Origin of the sequence: Nitrospirillum karajorum (assembly GCF_036348415.1) — a bacterium.
In the GTDB taxonomy this organism is placed as follows: Bacteria; Pseudomonadota; Alphaproteobacteria; order Azospirillales; family Azospirillaceae; genus Nitrospirillum; species Nitrospirillum amazonense_B.
This window is the reverse complement of sequence record NZ_JAZBQB010000003.1, coordinates 2,230,422-2,244,865: the sequence shown is the minus strand read 5'-3', so window position 1 is coordinate 2,244,865 and position 14,444 is coordinate 2,230,422. Positions and strand designations below refer to the sequence as shown.

24 protein-coding genes are annotated in these 14,444 nt (G+C 64.6%); all 24 read right to left on the bottom strand.

The genetic code is table 11. The annotated features are described in order from the left end of the window. Window positions 1-113: 113 nt before the first annotated feature. Window positions 114-1,709: an aq_1923 C-terminal domain gene (locus UCD39_RS24205; RefSeq protein ID WP_330498200.1), complete on the bottom strand. Its 1,596-nt coding sequence runs from the start codon at window positions 1,707-1,709 to the stop codon at window positions 114-116. Between the two features lie 152 nt (window positions 1,710-1,861). After that, complete coding sequence (gene rplQ / locus UCD39_RS24200; RefSeq protein ID WP_040848395.1) at window positions 1,862-2,284, bottom strand: 50S ribosomal protein L17; 423 nt, start codon at window positions 2,282-2,284, stop codon at window positions 1,862-1,864. Between the two features lie 179 nt (window positions 2,285-2,463). Then, window positions 2,464-3,480, bottom strand: a complete 1,017-nt coding sequence (locus UCD39_RS24195) for a DNA-directed RNA polymerase subunit alpha (RefSeq protein WP_040848396.1) — start codon at window positions 3,478-3,480, stop codon at window positions 2,464-2,466. A 230-nt stretch (window positions 3,481-3,710) separates the two neighbouring features. Further along, entirely contained in the window at window positions 3,711-4,109 is a 399-nt protein-coding gene (gene rpsK, locus UCD39_RS24190; protein WP_004273656.1) for a 30S ribosomal protein S11, read from the bottom strand. Between the two features lie 19 nt (window positions 4,110-4,128). After that, a complete protein-coding gene (gene rpsM / locus UCD39_RS24185) occupies window positions 4,129-4,497 on the bottom strand; it encodes a 30S ribosomal protein S13 (RefSeq protein ID WP_004273657.1) in 369 nt (122 codons plus the stop codon). 412 nt (window positions 4,498-4,909) lie between these two features. Further along, a complete protein-coding gene (locus UCD39_RS24180; RefSeq protein ID WP_330498199.1) occupies window positions 4,910-5,557 on the bottom strand; it encodes an adenylate kinase in 648 nt (215 codons plus the stop codon). Next, window positions 5,554-6,888 carry a preprotein translocase subunit SecY gene (gene secY, locus UCD39_RS24175; RefSeq protein ID WP_145729966.1) on the bottom strand — a complete coding sequence of 445 codons (1,335 nt, stop codon included), beginning with the start codon at window positions 6,886-6,888 and terminating at the stop codon, window positions 5,554-5,556. The genes UCD39_RS24180 and secY overlap by 4 nt, the downstream gene beginning before the upstream one ends. A gap of 180 nt (window positions 6,889-7,068) precedes the next feature. Next, a complete protein-coding gene (gene rplO, locus UCD39_RS24170) occupies window positions 7,069-7,542 on the bottom strand; it encodes a 50S ribosomal protein L15 (RefSeq protein WP_145729965.1) in 474 nt (157 codons plus the stop codon). Window positions 7,543-7,575: 33 nt separating this feature from the next. After that, window positions 7,576-7,767: a 50S ribosomal protein L30 gene (rpmD, locus tag UCD39_RS24165; protein WP_040848399.1), complete on the bottom strand. Its 192-nt coding sequence runs from the start codon at window positions 7,765-7,767 to the stop codon at window positions 7,576-7,578. Further along, window positions 7,767-8,369 (bottom strand): 30S ribosomal protein S5, encoded by a 603-nt coding sequence (rpsE, locus tag UCD39_RS24160; RefSeq protein WP_145729964.1) that lies wholly within the window; start codon window positions 8,367-8,369, stop codon window positions 7,767-7,769. Before rpsE ends, rpmD begins: the two co-directional genes overlap by 1 nt. A gap of 12 nt (window positions 8,370-8,381) precedes the next feature. Next, window positions 8,382-8,744 carry a 50S ribosomal protein L18 gene (rplR, locus tag UCD39_RS24155; protein ID WP_145729963.1) on the bottom strand — a complete coding sequence of 121 codons (363 nt, stop codon included), beginning with the start codon at window positions 8,742-8,744 and terminating at the stop codon, window positions 8,382-8,384. A gap of 11 nt (window positions 8,745-8,755) precedes the next feature. Continuing rightward, on the bottom strand, window positions 8,756-9,289 hold the full coding sequence (gene rplF, locus UCD39_RS24150; RefSeq protein WP_004273659.1) for a 50S ribosomal protein L6: 534 nt from the start codon (window positions 9,287-9,289) through the stop codon (window positions 8,756-8,758). A gap of 12 nt (window positions 9,290-9,301) precedes the next feature. Next, window positions 9,302-9,700: a 30S ribosomal protein S8 gene (gene rpsH, locus UCD39_RS24145; protein ID WP_004273660.1), complete on the bottom strand. Its 399-nt coding sequence runs from the start codon at window positions 9,698-9,700 to the stop codon at window positions 9,302-9,304. A 15-nt stretch (window positions 9,701-9,715) separates the two neighbouring features. Next, complete coding sequence (rpsN, locus tag UCD39_RS24140) at window positions 9,716-10,021, bottom strand: 30S ribosomal protein S14 (protein ID WP_004273661.1); 306 nt, start codon at window positions 10,019-10,021, stop codon at window positions 9,716-9,718. A gap of 16 nt (window positions 10,022-10,037) precedes the next feature. Then, the gene (rplE, locus tag UCD39_RS24135; protein ID WP_040848402.1) at window positions 10,038-10,580 is read right to left on the bottom strand and encodes a 50S ribosomal protein L5; all 543 of its coding nucleotides are present in this window, start codon (window positions 10,578-10,580) and stop codon (window positions 10,038-10,040) included. Window positions 10,581-10,588: 8 nt separating this feature from the next. Beyond that, on the bottom strand, window positions 10,589-10,903 hold the full coding sequence (gene rplX, locus UCD39_RS24130; RefSeq protein ID WP_145729962.1) for a 50S ribosomal protein L24: 315 nt from the start codon (window positions 10,901-10,903) through the stop codon (window positions 10,589-10,591). Continuing rightward, window positions 10,904-11,272: a 50S ribosomal protein L14 gene (rplN, locus tag UCD39_RS24125; RefSeq protein ID WP_004273662.1), complete on the bottom strand. Its 369-nt coding sequence runs from the start codon at window positions 11,270-11,272 to the stop codon at window positions 10,904-10,906. A gap of 25 nt (window positions 11,273-11,297) precedes the next feature. Next, window positions 11,298-11,567, bottom strand: a complete 270-nt coding sequence (gene rpsQ / locus UCD39_RS24120) for a 30S ribosomal protein S17 (protein WP_145729961.1) — start codon at window positions 11,565-11,567, stop codon at window positions 11,298-11,300. 13 nt (window positions 11,568-11,580) lie between these two features. Further along, entirely contained in the window at window positions 11,581-11,787 is a 207-nt protein-coding gene (gene rpmC / locus UCD39_RS24115; protein ID WP_145729960.1) for a 50S ribosomal protein L29, read from the bottom strand. Continuing rightward, window positions 11,784-12,209: a 50S ribosomal protein L16 gene (rplP, locus tag UCD39_RS24110; protein ID WP_044564203.1), complete on the bottom strand. Its 426-nt coding sequence runs from the start codon at window positions 12,207-12,209 to the stop codon at window positions 11,784-11,786. The genes rpmC and rplP overlap by 4 nt, the downstream gene beginning before the upstream one ends. Window positions 12,210-12,238: 29 nt before the next feature. Then, window positions 12,239-12,919: a 30S ribosomal protein S3 gene (gene rpsC, locus UCD39_RS24105; RefSeq protein WP_040848406.1), complete on the bottom strand. Its 681-nt coding sequence runs from the start codon at window positions 12,917-12,919 to the stop codon at window positions 12,239-12,241. Window position 12,920: 1 nt separating this feature from the next. Further along, the gene (rplV, locus tag UCD39_RS24100; RefSeq protein WP_004273664.1) at window positions 12,921-13,316 is read right to left on the bottom strand and encodes a 50S ribosomal protein L22; all 396 of its coding nucleotides are present in this window, start codon (window positions 13,314-13,316) and stop codon (window positions 12,921-12,923) included. 1 nt (window position 13,317) lies between these two features. After that, window positions 13,318-13,596: a 30S ribosomal protein S19 gene (gene rpsS / locus UCD39_RS24095; protein WP_004273665.1), complete on the bottom strand. Its 279-nt coding sequence runs from the start codon at window positions 13,594-13,596 to the stop codon at window positions 13,318-13,320. 11 nt (window positions 13,597-13,607) lie between these two features. After that, a complete protein-coding gene (gene rplB, locus UCD39_RS24090) occupies window positions 13,608-14,435 on the bottom strand; it encodes a 50S ribosomal protein L2 (protein WP_145729959.1) in 828 nt (275 codons plus the stop codon). Window positions 14,436-14,444 lie beyond the last annotated feature (9 nt).

The window sequence follows — 14,444 nt, the reverse complement described above, 5'->3', positions numbered from 1 at the left end:
CGCGCGCCGTCGCGCGGAGTCCGGACGGGCCGCAGGATGCGCGATCGGACCCCGCCCGTCGAGAGCGGAAAAGCGCCGCCCGCGCAGCGCTTTCCTCCCCTTACACGGGCACCTCAGGGCGCCGTGGTCGCGTCCAGGCCCAGCGTGTCGATAACGACGGCCGGCGCGGGCATCGCGCTGGTGAAAAACGGAACCAGGGGCACGGGCGCCGCCGGCTTGGCATCGAGGGTCAGCGTGCCGGGCTTACGCACCAGGGCGACCACCGCCTTCAACAGGGCCTCCCCGCGCGGGGACGCAGCCAGCACTTGGCCATTGGCCTGCAGGGTCGCCACCACTTGGTCGCGCGCGGCATCGACAGTCTTGCCTTGCTGGCTGGCGTTGAACCGCAGCAGGCGGTCGACCAGCGTATGGTCGACATAGCTCAGCCGCGCCTGATCCAGCTGGGCCGATTGCAGCAAGGTGGTGAGGTCCTGGTTGCTGGCCGTTCCGTGGAACTGGGCATCCAGGGTCAGTTCCCCCAGCTCATCCACCTTGACACTGGTGCGCTCCAGGGTCACGGCGCTGCCCTTGACGTCCCATTTGTAGTGCAGCGCCATGCCCATGGTCAGCTTGGTCAGGCCCATGGCCTTGGCCAGGGCGCCCGTCTGCGGATCGCCCAGGCCGGCGGTGTCGATCACCAATCCTTGCAAGGTCAAACCACCGGCGGGAATGTGGCCGTCCGCCACCACAATGGGGTCCAGCGTCATGCTGCCCAATTGGAGGGGCTGGCCGTTGGGGCCCTGGCCCGACAGGCCGTTGATGGAGAAGGAGCCGACGGAAACGCCGTTGAACATCGCCTCGCTCAGCGGTTCACCGCGCAGCAGGGCGTGGGCCGGCGCGCGCAGGTCCCCGCCCGCCCAGGTGGACTGGGCCACCTTGACCACACCCTGCGGCAGGGTTTCCGTCAGGCCGGTCATCTCCATGGGCCCGTACACACCGGCGTGAAAGCCCTTCAACACCACCCGGTCATAGCCGGCCACGACCTGCCCCGGACTCGCCCCCACCCCGGTCGGCCCGACAACGGGCACCTTGAGCCGGGCGCTGATACCGGTCTGGGTGATGTCGCCATAATCGACCACCAGCAGGCCGACCGCCATGGCTTGGGCCAGGATCTGAAACGGGCCGCTCATCTCCAACGGCAACAACGGCGCCTGGGGGGCCGTCGCCAAACGGTCGGACACCGCGGCAAAGGCGGCCTTCACCTGATCCAAGGTCGGGGTGCCCGGCTGGTGCAAGGCCCAGGGGCGGAAACCGATTTGGTCCATCTCCGAGAGGGCGATGGTTTCCTCCACCCCCTCGCCGCTGACCTTGATATCGCGAAGGGTGATGTGGCTGGCGACGGGCACCACGTCCTGCTCGGTCGCGGTCGTGTCATCGGCCCGCAGCCCCGAGGCCAGGGCCCGCATCGACAGGCCCTGGATATCCAGGGCCGCCGCCTCACCCCGCAGGTTGGCACCGGCGATGACCAGATTTTCCACGTGCAAGGTCTGGGTGGCCAGCGAGAAGGTCGCGGATCCGCGGGTGACCTTCACCCCTTCCGGAACCTGGGCCAGGGCGGCATCCAGCTCCCGAATGACCTTCTGCCCCATGTAATAGCCGGCACCCCAGTAGCCGATCCCCGCCAGCACCGCCACACCGGCGGCGGCACCCAGAACCTTCCCCATACGCATCGACAGCCTCGTCCCCTTGAGCCGATAAAAGCCGCCGCATGGTTGCAAAAGCGTGAGGCATGCGCCAGCGGGATCGTGGCCGCCCATGGAAAAGGGCGGACCCTCGCGGGTCCGCCCTTTCCCTACTTGTCCAGAATTCGACCAGCCTGACCTCAGGCCGCCTCTTCCTCGGTCTCCGTCACCTGGACCGGACCGCTGTCCTGGCCCTTGGCGGAGACATCGCGGTCCACCAGCTCGATGACGGCCATGGCGGCCATGTCACCGTAGCGGAAGCCGGCCTTCAGGACGCGGGTGTAGCCACCCTGACGGTCCTTGTAGCGCTCGGCGATGGTGGTGAACAGCTTGTCGACCATGGCGTTGTCGCGCAGTTCCGCGAACGCCAGGCGACGGTTGGCGAGGCCGCCCTTCTTGCCCAGCGTGATCAGCTTCTCGACGATCGGCCGCAGGTCCTTGGCCTTCGGCAGGGTCGTCTTGATCTGCTCGTGCTTAATCAGGGCATTGGCCATGTTGGAGAACATGGCCAGACGGTGGGTAGAGGTCTTGCTGAACTTACGCCCGGAAACGCCGTGACGCATGGTGCTTCTCCTTTCATGTCCGGGTGTCGGATGCCGACACCTGTGACGAACCCCGAACCGCCCGCCTTCACCCCCTTGGACTCGCATCCTGGAGGCGCCGGTCGGTACGACGGGGGTGGGCCCTATGCCCTGTGCTCCGCACCCGGCCGAAACCGGATGCGGAGAACCTCAAATCAAGCTCAGTACGGCTCTTCCAGACGCTTGGCCAGGTCCTCGATGTTCTCGGGCGGCCAGTTCGGGATTTCCATGCCGAGGTGCAGGCCCATCTGGGACAGCACTTCCTTGATCTCGTTCAGCGACTTGCGGCCGAAGTTCGGGGTGCGGAGCATTTCCGCCTCCGTCTTCTGCACCAGGTCGCCGATGTAGACGATGTTGTCGTTCTTCAGGCAGTTGGCCGAACGGACCGACAGTTCCAGCTCGTCCACCTTGCGCAGCAGGTTCTTGTTGAACGGCACCTCATCGGACTTCTCCGACGCGGTGACGGCCTGCGGCTCCTCGAAGTTGATGAACAGCTGCAGCTGGTCCTGCAGGATACGGGCGGCGATGGCCACGGCATCCTCGGGCGTCACGGCGCCGTTGGTCTCGATCGACAGCGACAGCTTGTCATAGTCGGTGCGCTGACCCAGGCGGGTGTTCTCCACCTTGTACGCCACCTTGCGGATGGGGCTGTACAGGGCGTCGATCGGGATCAGGCCGATGGGGGCGTCTTCCGGACGGTTCTGGCTGGCGGGGACGTAGCCCTTGCCCTTCTCGACCGTCAGTTCCATGTTCAGGCGGGCGCCGGCGTCCAGGGTGCAGATCACCAGGTCGGGATCCATCACCTCGATGTCGCCCGTCACCTCGATCATGCCGGCGGTGACTTCCTTGGGGCCTTCGGCGCGCAGGCGCAGCCGCTTCGGGCCCTCGCCCTCCATCTTCAGCCCCATGTTCTTGATGTTCAGAACGATGTCGGTCACGTCCTCGCGGACGCCGGGGATGGAGGAGAATTCGTGCAGGACGCCATCGATGTGGATGGCGGTGACCGCCGCCCCCTGCAGGGACGACAGCAGGACGCGGCGCAGGGCGTTGCCCAGGGTCAGGCCAAAGCCACGCTCCAGCGGACCGGCGACGATCGTGGCCTCACGGCGCGGATCGGCACCGACGTTCACGTCGAGCTTGCTGGGCTTTTCCAGGGTCTGCCAGTTCTTCTGAATCACGGGTAGTTGCCTCTAATGCCATCAGGAGGACACGACACCCGGTTTCACCGCTGTCGGGTGCGGATCAGGACACCGGCCTTGCGACCGGCGCCCCGTCCTGACCTGACCACCTCCCCCATGCATGGGCGATCGCGATGGCATGCGAAAGCCGGTCCCGGGGCGGCGGGGAAACGCGGAAGCGTTTGGACCGGAGGCGACCACTAGGGCCGCCCCCGTAATCGGCAGAACGATCAGACGCGGCGCTTCTTCGGCGGGCGAACGCCGTTGTGCGGGATCGGCGTCACGTCGCGGATGGACGTGATCTGGAAGCCGACCGACTGCAGGGCGCGCAGGGCGGACTCACGGCCCGAACCCGGACCCTTCACTTCCACTTCCAGCGTGCGCATGCCGTGTTCCTGGGCCTTGCGGCCCGCGTCTTCGGCAGCCATCTGGGCGGCGTAGGGGGTGGACTTACGCGAACCCTTGAAGCCCATCATGCCCGACGAGGACCAGGCGATGGTGTTGCCCTGGGCGTCGGTGATGGTGATCATGGTGTTGTTGAACGAGGCGTTCACATGCGCCACGCCCGAGGTGATGTTCTTGCGCTCGCGGCGACGAAGCCGGGCGGCAGAAGCGTTGGGCTTTGCCATTTCTTATCAGTCCTTCAGCTTACTTCTTCTTACCGGCGATCGGCTTGGCCGGGCCCTTGCGGGTGCGCGCATTGGTGTGCGTGCGCTGACCGCGGACCGGCAGACCCTTGCGATGACGCAGGCCGCGGTAGCAGGCCATGTCCATGAGCCGCTTAATGTTCATGGCGACAGAGCGACGCAGGTCGCCTTCGACCGAGTAGTCGCTGTCGATGACTTCGCGGATACGCAGGACTTCGTCGTCGGTCAGCTGATGCACGCGGCGCTCCAGCGGAATGCCGACCTTGCCGCAGATCTCCTTCGCCATGAAGGGACCGATGCCGTGAATGTACTGAAGGGCGATTTCCACCCGCTTCGCGGTGGGAATATTAACGCCAGCGATACGCGCCACGCGCTTTCTCCATCGTTCATGCCCGCCCCGGCGTCACACCCGGGCGATGCGATCTTCGTCCACACCCCGCCTGATCACCGGCTCCCGTGGCGGGGACATCCAATGACCTTCGGGGCATCTCATCCGAAGAAAACCTGGAAACCCAGGATCTCCAAATGCACATACGAACCAACCCCACCCCGCCACCGAAGAGGTGCGGACTGAGATACGGTTTCATCCAGATACGAGGTGGGCAAAGCCCAACACGGATCGGATGCGGGAGTATACGCAGGCGCGCCTGGATGTCAACCACGCCCGCGCAACGCTCCCCCCCCCCGGCCTGCGCGGCTTGCGCATGCCTGGAGGGGACAAAGAGAAAGGCCGCATCCCACCGGGACCGCGGCCTTTCATAACCTTGGGCCTGCCCCTGGGATCAGGCGCCGATGATGGCCTCAAGCTGGCGCGTGACCTCGTCGATCTCCGCCATGCCATCCACCTGCTTCAACACACCCTTGCCCTGGTAATAGGGGAGGATGGGCGCGGTCAGGGCGTGGTATTCGGCCAGGCGCTTGGTGAAGGTCTCGGCGTTGTCGTCGGCACGGCGCTTGAACTCCGTCGACCCGCAGATATCGCACACCCCAGCCACCTTGGGCTGATGGAAGGTGTCATGATACCCGGCGCCGCACTTGGCGCAGGTATAGCGGCCGGTCACGCGCTCCACCAGGGCGGCATCGTCCACCACCATCTCGATGATGTGGTCCAGCCTCAGGTTCTTTTCCGCCAGCATCCGATCCAGCGCTTCCGCCTGGGGAACCGTGCGGGGGAAGCCGTCCAGGATGAAACCCTTGGCGCAATCGGGCTGGGTGATGCGGTCCGCGATCATCTGGACCATGAGCGCGTCCGGCATGAGCTTGCCGGCCCCCATGATCTCCTTGGCCTGTTGTCCCAACGGGCTGCCGCCTGCGACCAGCGCCCGCAACATGTCGCCCGTCGACAACTGCACCAACCCGAACTTCCGTTCAAGCCGCTGCGCCTGCGTTCCCTTGCCGGCGCCCGGCGGCCCCAGAAGAATCAGGTTCATCCACGCCTCCCCCTCAGCTTTGCCTTCTTGATGAGGCCTTCATATTGATGCGCCAGCAGATGCGAATGGATCTGGGCGACGGTGTCCATAGTCACCGTTACCACAATTAGCAGGCTGGTGCCGCCAAAATAAAAAGGAATAGCGTTCTTGGCCATCAACAGTTCGGGCAATAGACAAACGATGACCAGGTAGCCCGCACCCAACACCGTCAAACGGGTCAGGACGAAGTCCAGATAGTCGGCCGTGTTCTTACCCGGACGGATACCAGGGATGAAACCGCCATACTTCTTCAGGTTTTCCGCCGTCTCGGTCGGGTTAAACACCACCGCGGTGTAGAAGAAGCTGAAGAAGACGATCAACGCCATGTAGAGGGCGATGTACAGCGGCTGGCCATGGGTGATGTAGCGGGCCACGGTCTGCAGCAGCTCCGGCCCGGTGCCGCCCGAGAAGCCGGTGACGGTGGCGGGCAGCAACAGCAGCGAGCTGGCGAAGATCGGCGGGATGACGCCCGAGGTGTTCAGCTTCAAGGGCAGGTGCGAGGCTTCGCCGCCATAGACCTTGTTGCCGACCTGGCGCTTCGGATACTGCACGATCAACCGACGCTGCGCGCGCTCCATGAAGACGATGAAGAAGATCACGCCCACCGCGATGATCAGCAGCAGCAGCAGCAGGGGGACGCCGATGGCGCCGGTGCGGCCCAATTCCAGCAGCTGCATCAGCGCCTTGGGCAAGGCCGCGACGATGCCGGTGAAGATGATGAGCGAGGTGCCGTTGCCGACGCCGCGAGCCGTGATCTGCTCACCCAGCCACATCAGGAACATGGTGCCGCCAACCATGGTGACGACCGTGCTGATGATGAAGAAGGGGCCGGGGTCGATCACCGTACCGCCCTTGGCGCCCTGCAGCGCCACGGCCAGGCCGTAGGACTGGAAGATGGCCAGGATGACGGTGCCGTAGCGGGTGTACTGGTTGATCTTCTTGCGACCCGCCTCGCCTTCCTTCTTCATGGTCTCGAGGCTGGGGATCACCGCCGTCAGCAGCTGCACGATGATGCTGGCGGAAATGTAGGGCATGATGTTGAGCGCGAAGATGCTCATGCGCTCGATGGCGCCACCCGCGAACATGTTGAACATGCCCAGGATGCCGCCCTTGGCCTGGTTGAAAACGTCGGCGAAGGCCTGGACGTTAATACCCGGCAGGGGAATGTAGGTGCCCAGGCGGAAAACGATGAGCGCTCCCAGGGTGAACCAGAGCCGCTTCTTCAGTTCCGTGGCCTTGGCGAAGGAGCCGAAATTAAGATTGGCGGCGAGCTGCTCGGCGGCTGAAGCCATGGAATCCGTATCCTATCGAGGCGCCTTTATCGGCGCGGCACAGACAGTATCAAAAGGCCAAAAGAAAAGGGACCGTCGCCGGTCCCCCTAACGGGTCCCACCCCAGATGGGGAGACCTGCGGCAGAAAGAAAGACGGCCGGCGCTCGCTTTTAACACGAACGCCGGCCGCACTTCCTTAATTACTCGGCAGCCGCTTCAGCGGGCACCTTGACCGAGCCACCAGCCGCTTCCACGGCGGCCACGGCCGCGGCGGAGGCGCCGGCGACGTCGAACGCCACCTTCGCGGTGATGCTGCCCTTGGCCAGCAGGCGCACGCCGTCGCGGGACGGACGCACCAGACCAGCGGCGACCAGCACGTCAGCGGTGATCACGTCGGCGGCGTTCAGACGGCCCTCATCGATGGCCTTCTGCACCGTGCCCACGTTCACCACCGAGTAGTCGGTGCCGAACAGGTTGTTGAAACCGCGCTTCGGCAGGCGGCGATGCAGGGGCATCTGACCGCCTTCGAAGCCGTTGATCGACACACCGGAACGCGAGGTCTGACCCTTCACGCCACGGCCGCCGGTCTTGCCCTTGCCGGAGCCGATGCCCCGACCAACCCGGGTGGGCGCCTTGCGGGCGCCCGGGTTGTCGCGAATATCCGTAAGCTTCATGACTTTATCCCTTCAAGCCGTATCGGAAAGGCCTCAGGAGGCCTTCTCGACGCGCACGAGGTGCTGCACCTTGGCGATCATACCACGGACCGAAGGGGTATCCTCCAGCTCGCTGGTACGGTGCAGCTTGTTGAGACCAAGACCCACCAGCGTCGCCCGCTGGTCCTTCTGGCGGCCGATCGGGCTGCCGATCTGGGTCACGATGACGGTGTTCTTCTCGCTCATCACGCGCTCTCCTTCACCTCGGCACCGGCCTCACGGCGGCCCAGGATGTCGCTGACGCGACGGCCACGGCGAGCGGCGACGGCGCGGGGGCTGACGCACTGGGACAGGGCGTCGAAGGTCGCCTTGATCATGTTGTGCGGGTTCGACGTGCCGACCGACTTGGTCACGACGTCCTGGACGCCGAGAGCCTCGAAGATCGCGCGCATCGGACCACCGGCGATGATGCCGGTACCGGCGTCGGCGGTGCGCAGCACCACCCGGCCGGCGCCGAAGTGACCATGGACGTCATGATGCAGCGTCCGGCCCTCGCGGAGCGGCACGCGGATCATGGAACGCTTGGCCTGGTCGGTCGCCTTGCGGATGGCTTCCGGCACTTCGCGGGCCTTGCCCGAACCCACGCCGACGCGACCCTTGGCGTCACCCACCACGACCAGGGCGGCGAAGCCGAAGCGACGGCCACCCTTCACCACCTTGGCGACGCGGTTAATACCAACGAGCTTTTCGACGAGCTCGCTTTCCTCACGGTCCCGGGGCGTACGATCCCGGTCCCCGCCACGCTCGCGACCGCCGCTGTTGCCGCCGTCCCTTTCGTTACGTGCCATAATCGCTACCCCTTAGAACTGCAGGCCGGCTTCGCGCGCGGCGTCGGCCAGGGCCTTGACCCGGCCATGGAACAGGTACGAACCGCGATCGAACACCACTTCCGTGATGCCGGCTTCCTTGGCCCGCTCGGCAATCAGCTTGCCAACCGCCTTGGCCGCCTCGATGTCGGCACCGGTCTTCAGCTGCTCGCGCAGGGTCTTGTCGATAGACGAGGCAGCGGCCTTGGTCTGGCCGGCCACGTCGTCGATGACCTGGGCGTAGATATGCTGGCTGGAGCGGAAGATGGACAGGCGCGGACGCCCCTGCCCCAGCTTCCGGATCCGCGTGCGCACCCGCTGCTTGCGGCGCGCGCTCAGAACTTTCGCATTGCTCATGATCGTGCGCCTTACTTCTTCTTGCCTTCTTTACGGATGATCACCTCATCCGCGTACCGGATGCCCTTGCCCTTGTAGGGCTCGGGCGGACGATACGCGCGGATCTCAGCCGCAACCTGGCCAATCTTCTGCTTATCGAAACCGGTGATCGAGATGGAAGTGGGCTTGTCGCACTTCATCGTGATGCCGGCCGGGATCGGAAAGCGCACGTCATGGCTGAAGCCCAGGTTCAGGAGCAATTCCTGGCCCTGGACCGCGGCCTTGTAACCCACGCCGGTGATCTCGAGGTTCTTGGTGAAGCCGGTGTCGACGCCCTTGACCATGTTGGCCAGCAGCGTGCGGGAGGTGGCCCAGTTCACGCGAGCCTTGCGGCTGTCGTTCGCGGGCTTCACCACCACAGCGCCGTTTTCCAGCGTGGCGGAGATGTCGTCAACCAGGGTCAGACTGAGCTGGCCCAGCTTGCCTTTCACGGTGACGTCCTGGCCGGTGACCTGAACGGTCACGCCAGCCGGAACGGGCACCGGATGCTTGCCGATACGAGACATGTGGCCAGCTCCTTAGAACACTTTGCAGAGGACCTCGCCGCCAACATTGGCGGCACGGGCCTCGCTGTCCGACATGACGCCACGGGGCGTCGACAGGATCGAGATGCCGAGGCCATTAAAGACCCGCGGCAGATCGGCGATCTTGGAGTAAATGCGGCGGCCGGGCTTCGACACGCGCTGCACCTGCTTAATGACAGGCTCGCCTTCGTGATACTTCAGCTCGATACGCACGCTATGGACGCCCGGACGAACCGTGTCCAGGGAGTAGCCACGGATATAACCCTCGCGCTTCAGCACCTCCAGAACGTTGGTGCGCAGCTTCGAGGCCGGGCTGGTGACAGACTGCATGCGAGCCCGCTGTCCATTACGGATGCGGGTCAGCATATCGCCCAAGGGATCGCTCAACGCCATTTCCCGAACCTCCGATTACCAGCTGGACTTCGTCATGCCCGGGATCTGGCCGGTCGAGGCCAGGTCACGCAGGGCAATACGAGACAGCTTAAACTTGCGGTAGAAAGCACGCGGACGACCGCTCAGCTCGCAGCGATTCCGAATACGGGTCGGGCTGGAGTTGCGCGGCAGCTCGGCGAGCTTGAGGCGAGCGGCGAACCGCTCCTCGGGCGGAAGGGTGCGATCGGACGCGATGGCCTTCAGAGCATTACGCTTGCCGGCGTACTGCTTGGCGAGGCGCTCACGGCGCTTGTTCTTCTGAACAGAACTGGTCTTGGCCATGGGAAGCTCCTGCCGCTCAGTTCGCGAACGGCATCTGGAAGCCCTTCAGGAGGGCCTTGGCCTCCTTGTCGGTCTTCGCCGTGGTGACGATGATGATGTCCATCCCCCGGATTTCATCGACGCGGTCGTAGTCGATTTCCGGGAAAATGATCTGCTCCTTGAGACCCATGGCGTAGTTGCCACGGCCGTCGAAGCTCGTGCCCGACACGCCGCGGAAGTCGCGGACGCGCGGCAGGGCAATCGTGATCAGACGGTCCAGGAACTCGTACATGCGGTCACGGCGCAGGGTCACCTTGCAACCAATGGCCATGCCCTCGCGCAGCTTGAACTGGGCGATGGACTTGCGGGCGCGGGTCACCACCGGCTTCTGACCGGACAGAGCGGTCAGGTCGGTGACGGCGGCGTTGATCTTCTTACCATCGGAGGTGGCTTCGCCAACACCCATGTTAATGATGATCTTCTCGATCCGCGGCACTTCCAGGTCGTTGGCGTAGTTGAATTCGCTCTTCAGCGACGCACGAACGACGGAATCGTAATGTTCTTTAAGCCTGGCAGCCATAACGCGCCTCACAGGTCGATGACTTCACCGGAAACCTTGGCGAAACGGACCTTGCGGCCGTCTTCCAGGATCCGGTAGCCGACGCGGGTCGGCTTGTTGGTCTTGGGGTCGACATGGGCGACGTTGGAGACGTCGATGAACGCCTCGAGCTCAACGATGCCGCCCTGCTGCGTCGGAGTCGGACGCTGGTGCTTCTTCACCAGGTTCACGCCGCGCACCTTGACGCGGTTCTCCTTCGGCAGAACGGCGATCACCTCGCCCTGCTTGCCCTTGTCCTTGCCGGCGATGATGATGACCTTGTCGGCCTTCTTAATCTTCGACATTTACAGGACCTCCGGCGCCAGGGAGATGATCTTCATGAACTTCTTGGCGCGCAGCTCACGCGTGACCGGCCCGAAGATACGGGTCCCGATCGGCTCACCCTGCTTGTTGATGAGCACGGCCGCGTTGCGGTCGAAGCGGATGGCGGAACCGTCGGTGCGACGGATTTCCTTGGCGGTGCGAACGATGACGGCGCGGTGCACGTCACCCTTCTTCACGCGACCCCGCGGAATGGCCTCCTTGACCGAGACGACGATGACGTCGCCAACGGCCGCGACCTTCCGCATGGAGCCGCCCAGCACCTTGATGCACTGCACCCGGCGCGCGCCGCTGTTGTCAGCGACCTCCAGGTTGGTTTGCATCTGGATCATGGTTTGGCTTCCTTAAGCAAAACAGTTAGACGGCGGCGCCCGACGGGGCGGCGCTCTCCACGGCACCTTCGATCACGACGGCCCACCGCTTCCGCTTGGAAATCGGACGGCATTCCTCGATGGTGACCGTGTCGCCAGCCTTATAAGCATTCTGCTCGTCATGAGCAGCATACTTCTTCGACTGCTTAATAAACTTCTTGTACACGGGGTGCATGACGCGACGTTCGACCAGTACGATGACGGTCTTATCGCCCTTGTCACTCACCACCGTGCCCTGCAAAACACGCCGGGGCATTACGCTTCCCCTGTCAGGACGCGGGCGCAGCGGTTTCCCGCTGGCCCAGGATGGTCTTGATCCGAGCGATGTCGCGCCGAACCTGGCCGACACGCGCGGTATTCTCCAGCTGCCCGGAGGCGCGCTGGAAGCGCAAATTGAACTGCTCTTTCTTCAGCTGCAAGAGCTGGTCCTGCAACTCATCCACGCTTTTCGTGCGCAGGTCGACGGCTTTGGTCATGCCTCAGCTCCCTCACCCAGGCGGGTGATGAATCGGGTCTTAATCGGCAGCTTGGCAGCCGCCAGCTCGAAGGCGCGCTTGGCGAGGTCCGCCGGCACACCATCCAGCTCGAACATGATGCGGCCGGGGGCCACGCGGGCCGCCCAGAACTCGGGCGAACCCTTACCGGAGCCCATGCGGACTTCGGCGGGCTTGCTCGACACCGGCACATCCGGGAAAATCCGGATCCAGACCCGGCCCTGACGCTTCATGTGACGGGTGATCGCGCGGCGGGCCGCTTCGATCTGGCGCGCGGTGATGCGCGCCGGCTCGACCGCCTTCAGGCCAAAGGCGCCGAAGTTCAGCTGGGTGCCACCCTTGGAGGCGCCGTGGATGCGCCCCTTGTGCTGCTTGCGGTACTTAGTACGTTTCGGACTCAGCATGGCAATTGCCCTCTAGTATCCGTTCACCCTCAGCGCGCCGCGACGGGCTGCTGATCGGCGCGCTTGTCCTGGGCGAACGGATCGTGCGCCAGAATTTCGCCCTTAAACACCCACACCTTGACACCGCAGGTGCCGTAGGTGGTCTTCGCCGTGGCCGTGCCGTAGTCGATCTCGGCGCGCAGCGTGTGCAGCGGCACGCGACCTTCGCGGTACCACTCCATACGAGCGATCTCAGCGCCACCCAGACGGCCGCCGCAGTTGATGCGGATGCCCTGGGCGCCGAGGCGCATGGCCGACTGCACGGCGCGCTTCATGGCGCGACGGAAGGCGACACGACGCTCCAGCTGGCTGGCGATGTTCTCGGCGATCAGCCGGGCGTCGAGTTCCGGCTTACGGATCTCGACGATGTTCAGGCTGACCTCGGAACCGGTCATGCGGCCCAAATCGGTGCGCAGCTTCTCGATGTCCGCGCCCTTCTTGCCGATCACCACACCCGGACGGGCCGTGTGAATGGTGACGCGGGCCTTCTTGGCCGGACGTTCGATGATGATGCGCGACGCGCCGGCCGCGGCCAGCTTGCCCTGCAGGTGCTTGCGCAGGCGCAGGTCCTGGTGCAGCAGCGTGGCGTAATCGCGGCTGGCGAACCAGCGGCTGTCCCAGGTCCGGTTGATACCGACGCGGAGCCCGATGGGGTTGACTTTCTGACCCATGTTACGCGGTCTCCCCCGTGGCTTCCTCGGCGCGCTCGCGCACGACCACGGTCAAGTTGCTGTAAGACTTCTCGACACGGGCGCCGCGACCGCGGGCCCGGGCATGGAAGCGCTTCATCACCAGGGCGCGGCCCACGGTGGCGTAAGCGACCACCAGACGGTCAACGTCCAGCTGGTGGTTGTTCTCGGCGTTGGCGATGGCCGACTGCAGAACCTTCTTCACTTCGCCGGCGATGCGGCGCTTGGAGAAGGTCAGCATGGCCAGGGCGGTGCCGGCTTCCTTGCCGCGGATCATCTGGGCGACGAGGTTCAGCTTGCGGGCACTGGACTTGATCATCCGACCGTGCGCCGCAGCCTCGTTGTCGGCGAAAGGCCGTTCAGATTGAGGCTTGCTCATGTTACTTCCTCTTCGCCTTCTTGTCGGCCGCGTGGCCGTAGAAAGTCCGCGTCGGAGAGAACTCACCGAACTTGTGGCCGATCATGTTCTCGGTCACGAGCACCGGCAGGAACTTATGGCCGTTGTACACGCCAAAGGTCAGACCGACGAACTGGGGCAGGATCGTGGAACGGCGCGACCAGATCTTGATGATCTCGTTGCGGCCGGACGCGCGCGCCTTCTCTGCCTTCTTCAAAAGGTAGCCGTCAATGAACGGCCCCTTCCAGACGGAACGGGTCACGGTCCTACTCCTTACTTAGAGCGACGACGACGGATAATCAGCCCGTCGGTCTTCTTGTTGCTACGCGTCTTCTTGCCCTTGGTCGGCTTGCCCCACGGCGTGACCGGATGACGGCCACCGGAGGTACGGCCTTCACCACCACCGTGCGGGTGGTCGATCGGGTTCATGGCGACGCCACGGACGGCGGGACGACGGCCCAGCCAACGGTTGCGACCGGCCTTGCCGATCACGGTGTTGGACTGGTCGGGGTTGGACACCGCGCCGATGGTGGCCAGGCACTCGCCCCGGACCATGCGCAGCTCCCCCGAGGGCAGCTTCAGCTGGGCATAACCCTGGTCGCGACCGACCAGCTGCAGGAACGTACCGGCGGAGCGGGCGATCTGCCCACCCTTGCCCGCACGCAGCTCCACATTGTGGACGATGGTGCCAACCGGGATGTTCTTCAGCGGCATGGCGTTGCCGGGCTTCACGTCGACCTTCTCACCAGCGACGACGACGTCGCCGGCCTTCAGGCGCTGCGGAGCCAGGATGTAGGCCAGGTCGCCGTCCTGGTAGCGGATCAGAGCGATGAAGGCGGTCCGGTTCGGATCGTACTCCAGACGCTCGACCGTCGCCGGGACGTCGAACTTGTTGCGCTTGAAGTCGACCAGACGGTAACGGCGCTTGTGGCCGCCGCCCATGCGACGCGCGGTGATGCGACCGGTGTTGTTACGACCGCCGGTGCCGCTCAGGCCCTCCGTCAGACGCTTAACCGGCTTGCCCTTGTACAGCTCCGAGCGGTCGACCAGCACCAGCTGGCGCAGGCTCGGGGTAATGGGACGGTAAGTCTTAAGTGCCATCGTTAATGC

Excerpts from the sequence above, each read along its gene's own strand:
- rplP (WP_044564203.1), bottom strand. The coding sequence starts at position 12,209 with ATGCTGAGTCCGAAACGTACTAAGTACCGCAAGCAGCACAAGGGGCGC.
- rpsN (WP_004273661.1), bottom strand. The coding sequence starts at position 10,021 with ATGGCCAAGACCAGTTCTGTTCAGAAGAACAAGCGCCGTGAGCGCCTC.
- rpsH (WP_004273660.1), bottom strand. The coding sequence starts at position 9,700 with ATGGCGTTGAGCGATCCCTTGGGCGATATGCTGACCCGCATCCGTAAT.
- rpmD (WP_040848399.1), bottom strand. The coding sequence starts at position 7,767 with ATGAGCGAGAAGAACACCGTCATCGTGACCCAGATCGGCAGCCCGATC.
- rplE (WP_040848402.1), bottom strand. The coding sequence starts at position 10,580 with ATGGCTGCCAGGCTTAAAGAACATTACGATTCCGTCGTTCGTGCGTCG.
- secY (WP_145729966.1), bottom strand. The coding sequence starts at position 6,888 with ATGGCTTCAGCCGCCGAGCAGCTCGCCGCCAATCTTAATTTCGGCTCC.
- rpsE (WP_145729964.1), bottom strand. The coding sequence starts at position 8,369 with ATGGCACGTAACGAAAGGGACGGCGGCAACAGCGGCGGTCGCGAGCGT.
- UCD39_RS24180 (WP_330498199.1), bottom strand. The coding sequence starts at position 5,557 with ATGAACCTGATTCTTCTGGGGCCGCCGGGCGCCGGCAAGGGAACGCAG.
- rpsC (WP_040848406.1), bottom strand. The coding sequence starts at position 12,919 with ATGGGTCAGAAAGTCAACCCCATCGGGCTCCGCGTCGGTATCAACCGG.
- rpsK (WP_004273656.1), bottom strand. The coding sequence starts at position 4,109 with ATGGCAAAGCCCAACGCTTCTGCCGCCCGGCTTCGTCGCCGCGAGCGC.
- UCD39_RS24205 (WP_330498200.1), bottom strand. The coding sequence starts at position 1,709 with ATGCGTATGGGGAAGGTTCTGGGTGCCGCCGCCGGTGTGGCGGTGCTG.
- rplX (WP_145729962.1), bottom strand. The coding sequence starts at position 10,903 with ATGTCGAAGATTAAGAAGGCCGACAAGGTCATCATCATCGCCGGCAAG.
- rplF (WP_004273659.1), bottom strand. The coding sequence starts at position 9,289 with ATGTCTCGTATCGGCAAGCATCCGGTGCCCGTTCCGGCTGGCGTGACC.
- rplV (WP_004273664.1), bottom strand. The coding sequence starts at position 13,316 with ATGAGCAAGCCTCAATCTGAACGGCCTTTCGCCGACAACGAGGCTGCG.
- rplR (WP_145729963.1), bottom strand. The coding sequence starts at position 8,744 with ATGAGCAATGCGAAAGTTCTGAGCGCGCGCCGCAAGCAGCGGGTGCGC.
- rplB (WP_145729959.1), bottom strand. The coding sequence starts at position 14,435 with ATGGCACTTAAGACTTACCGTCCCATTACCCCGAGCCTGCGCCAGCTG.
- rplO (WP_145729965.1), bottom strand. The coding sequence starts at position 7,542 with ATGAAGCTTACGGATATTCGCGACAACCCGGGCGCCCGCAAGGCGCCC.
- rplN (WP_004273662.1), bottom strand. The coding sequence starts at position 11,272 with ATGATCCAGATGCAAACCAACCTGGAGGTCGCTGACAACAGCGGCGCG.
- rplQ (WP_040848395.1), bottom strand. The coding sequence starts at position 2,284 with ATGCGTCACGGCGTTTCCGGGCGTAAGTTCAGCAAGACCTCTACCCAC.
- rpsQ (WP_145729961.1), bottom strand. The coding sequence starts at position 11,567 with ATGCCCCGGCGTGTTTTGCAGGGCACGGTGGTGAGTGACAAGGGCGAT.
- rpmC (WP_145729960.1), bottom strand. The coding sequence starts at position 11,787 with ATGACCAAAGCCGTCGACCTGCGCACGAAAAGCGTGGATGAGTTGCAG.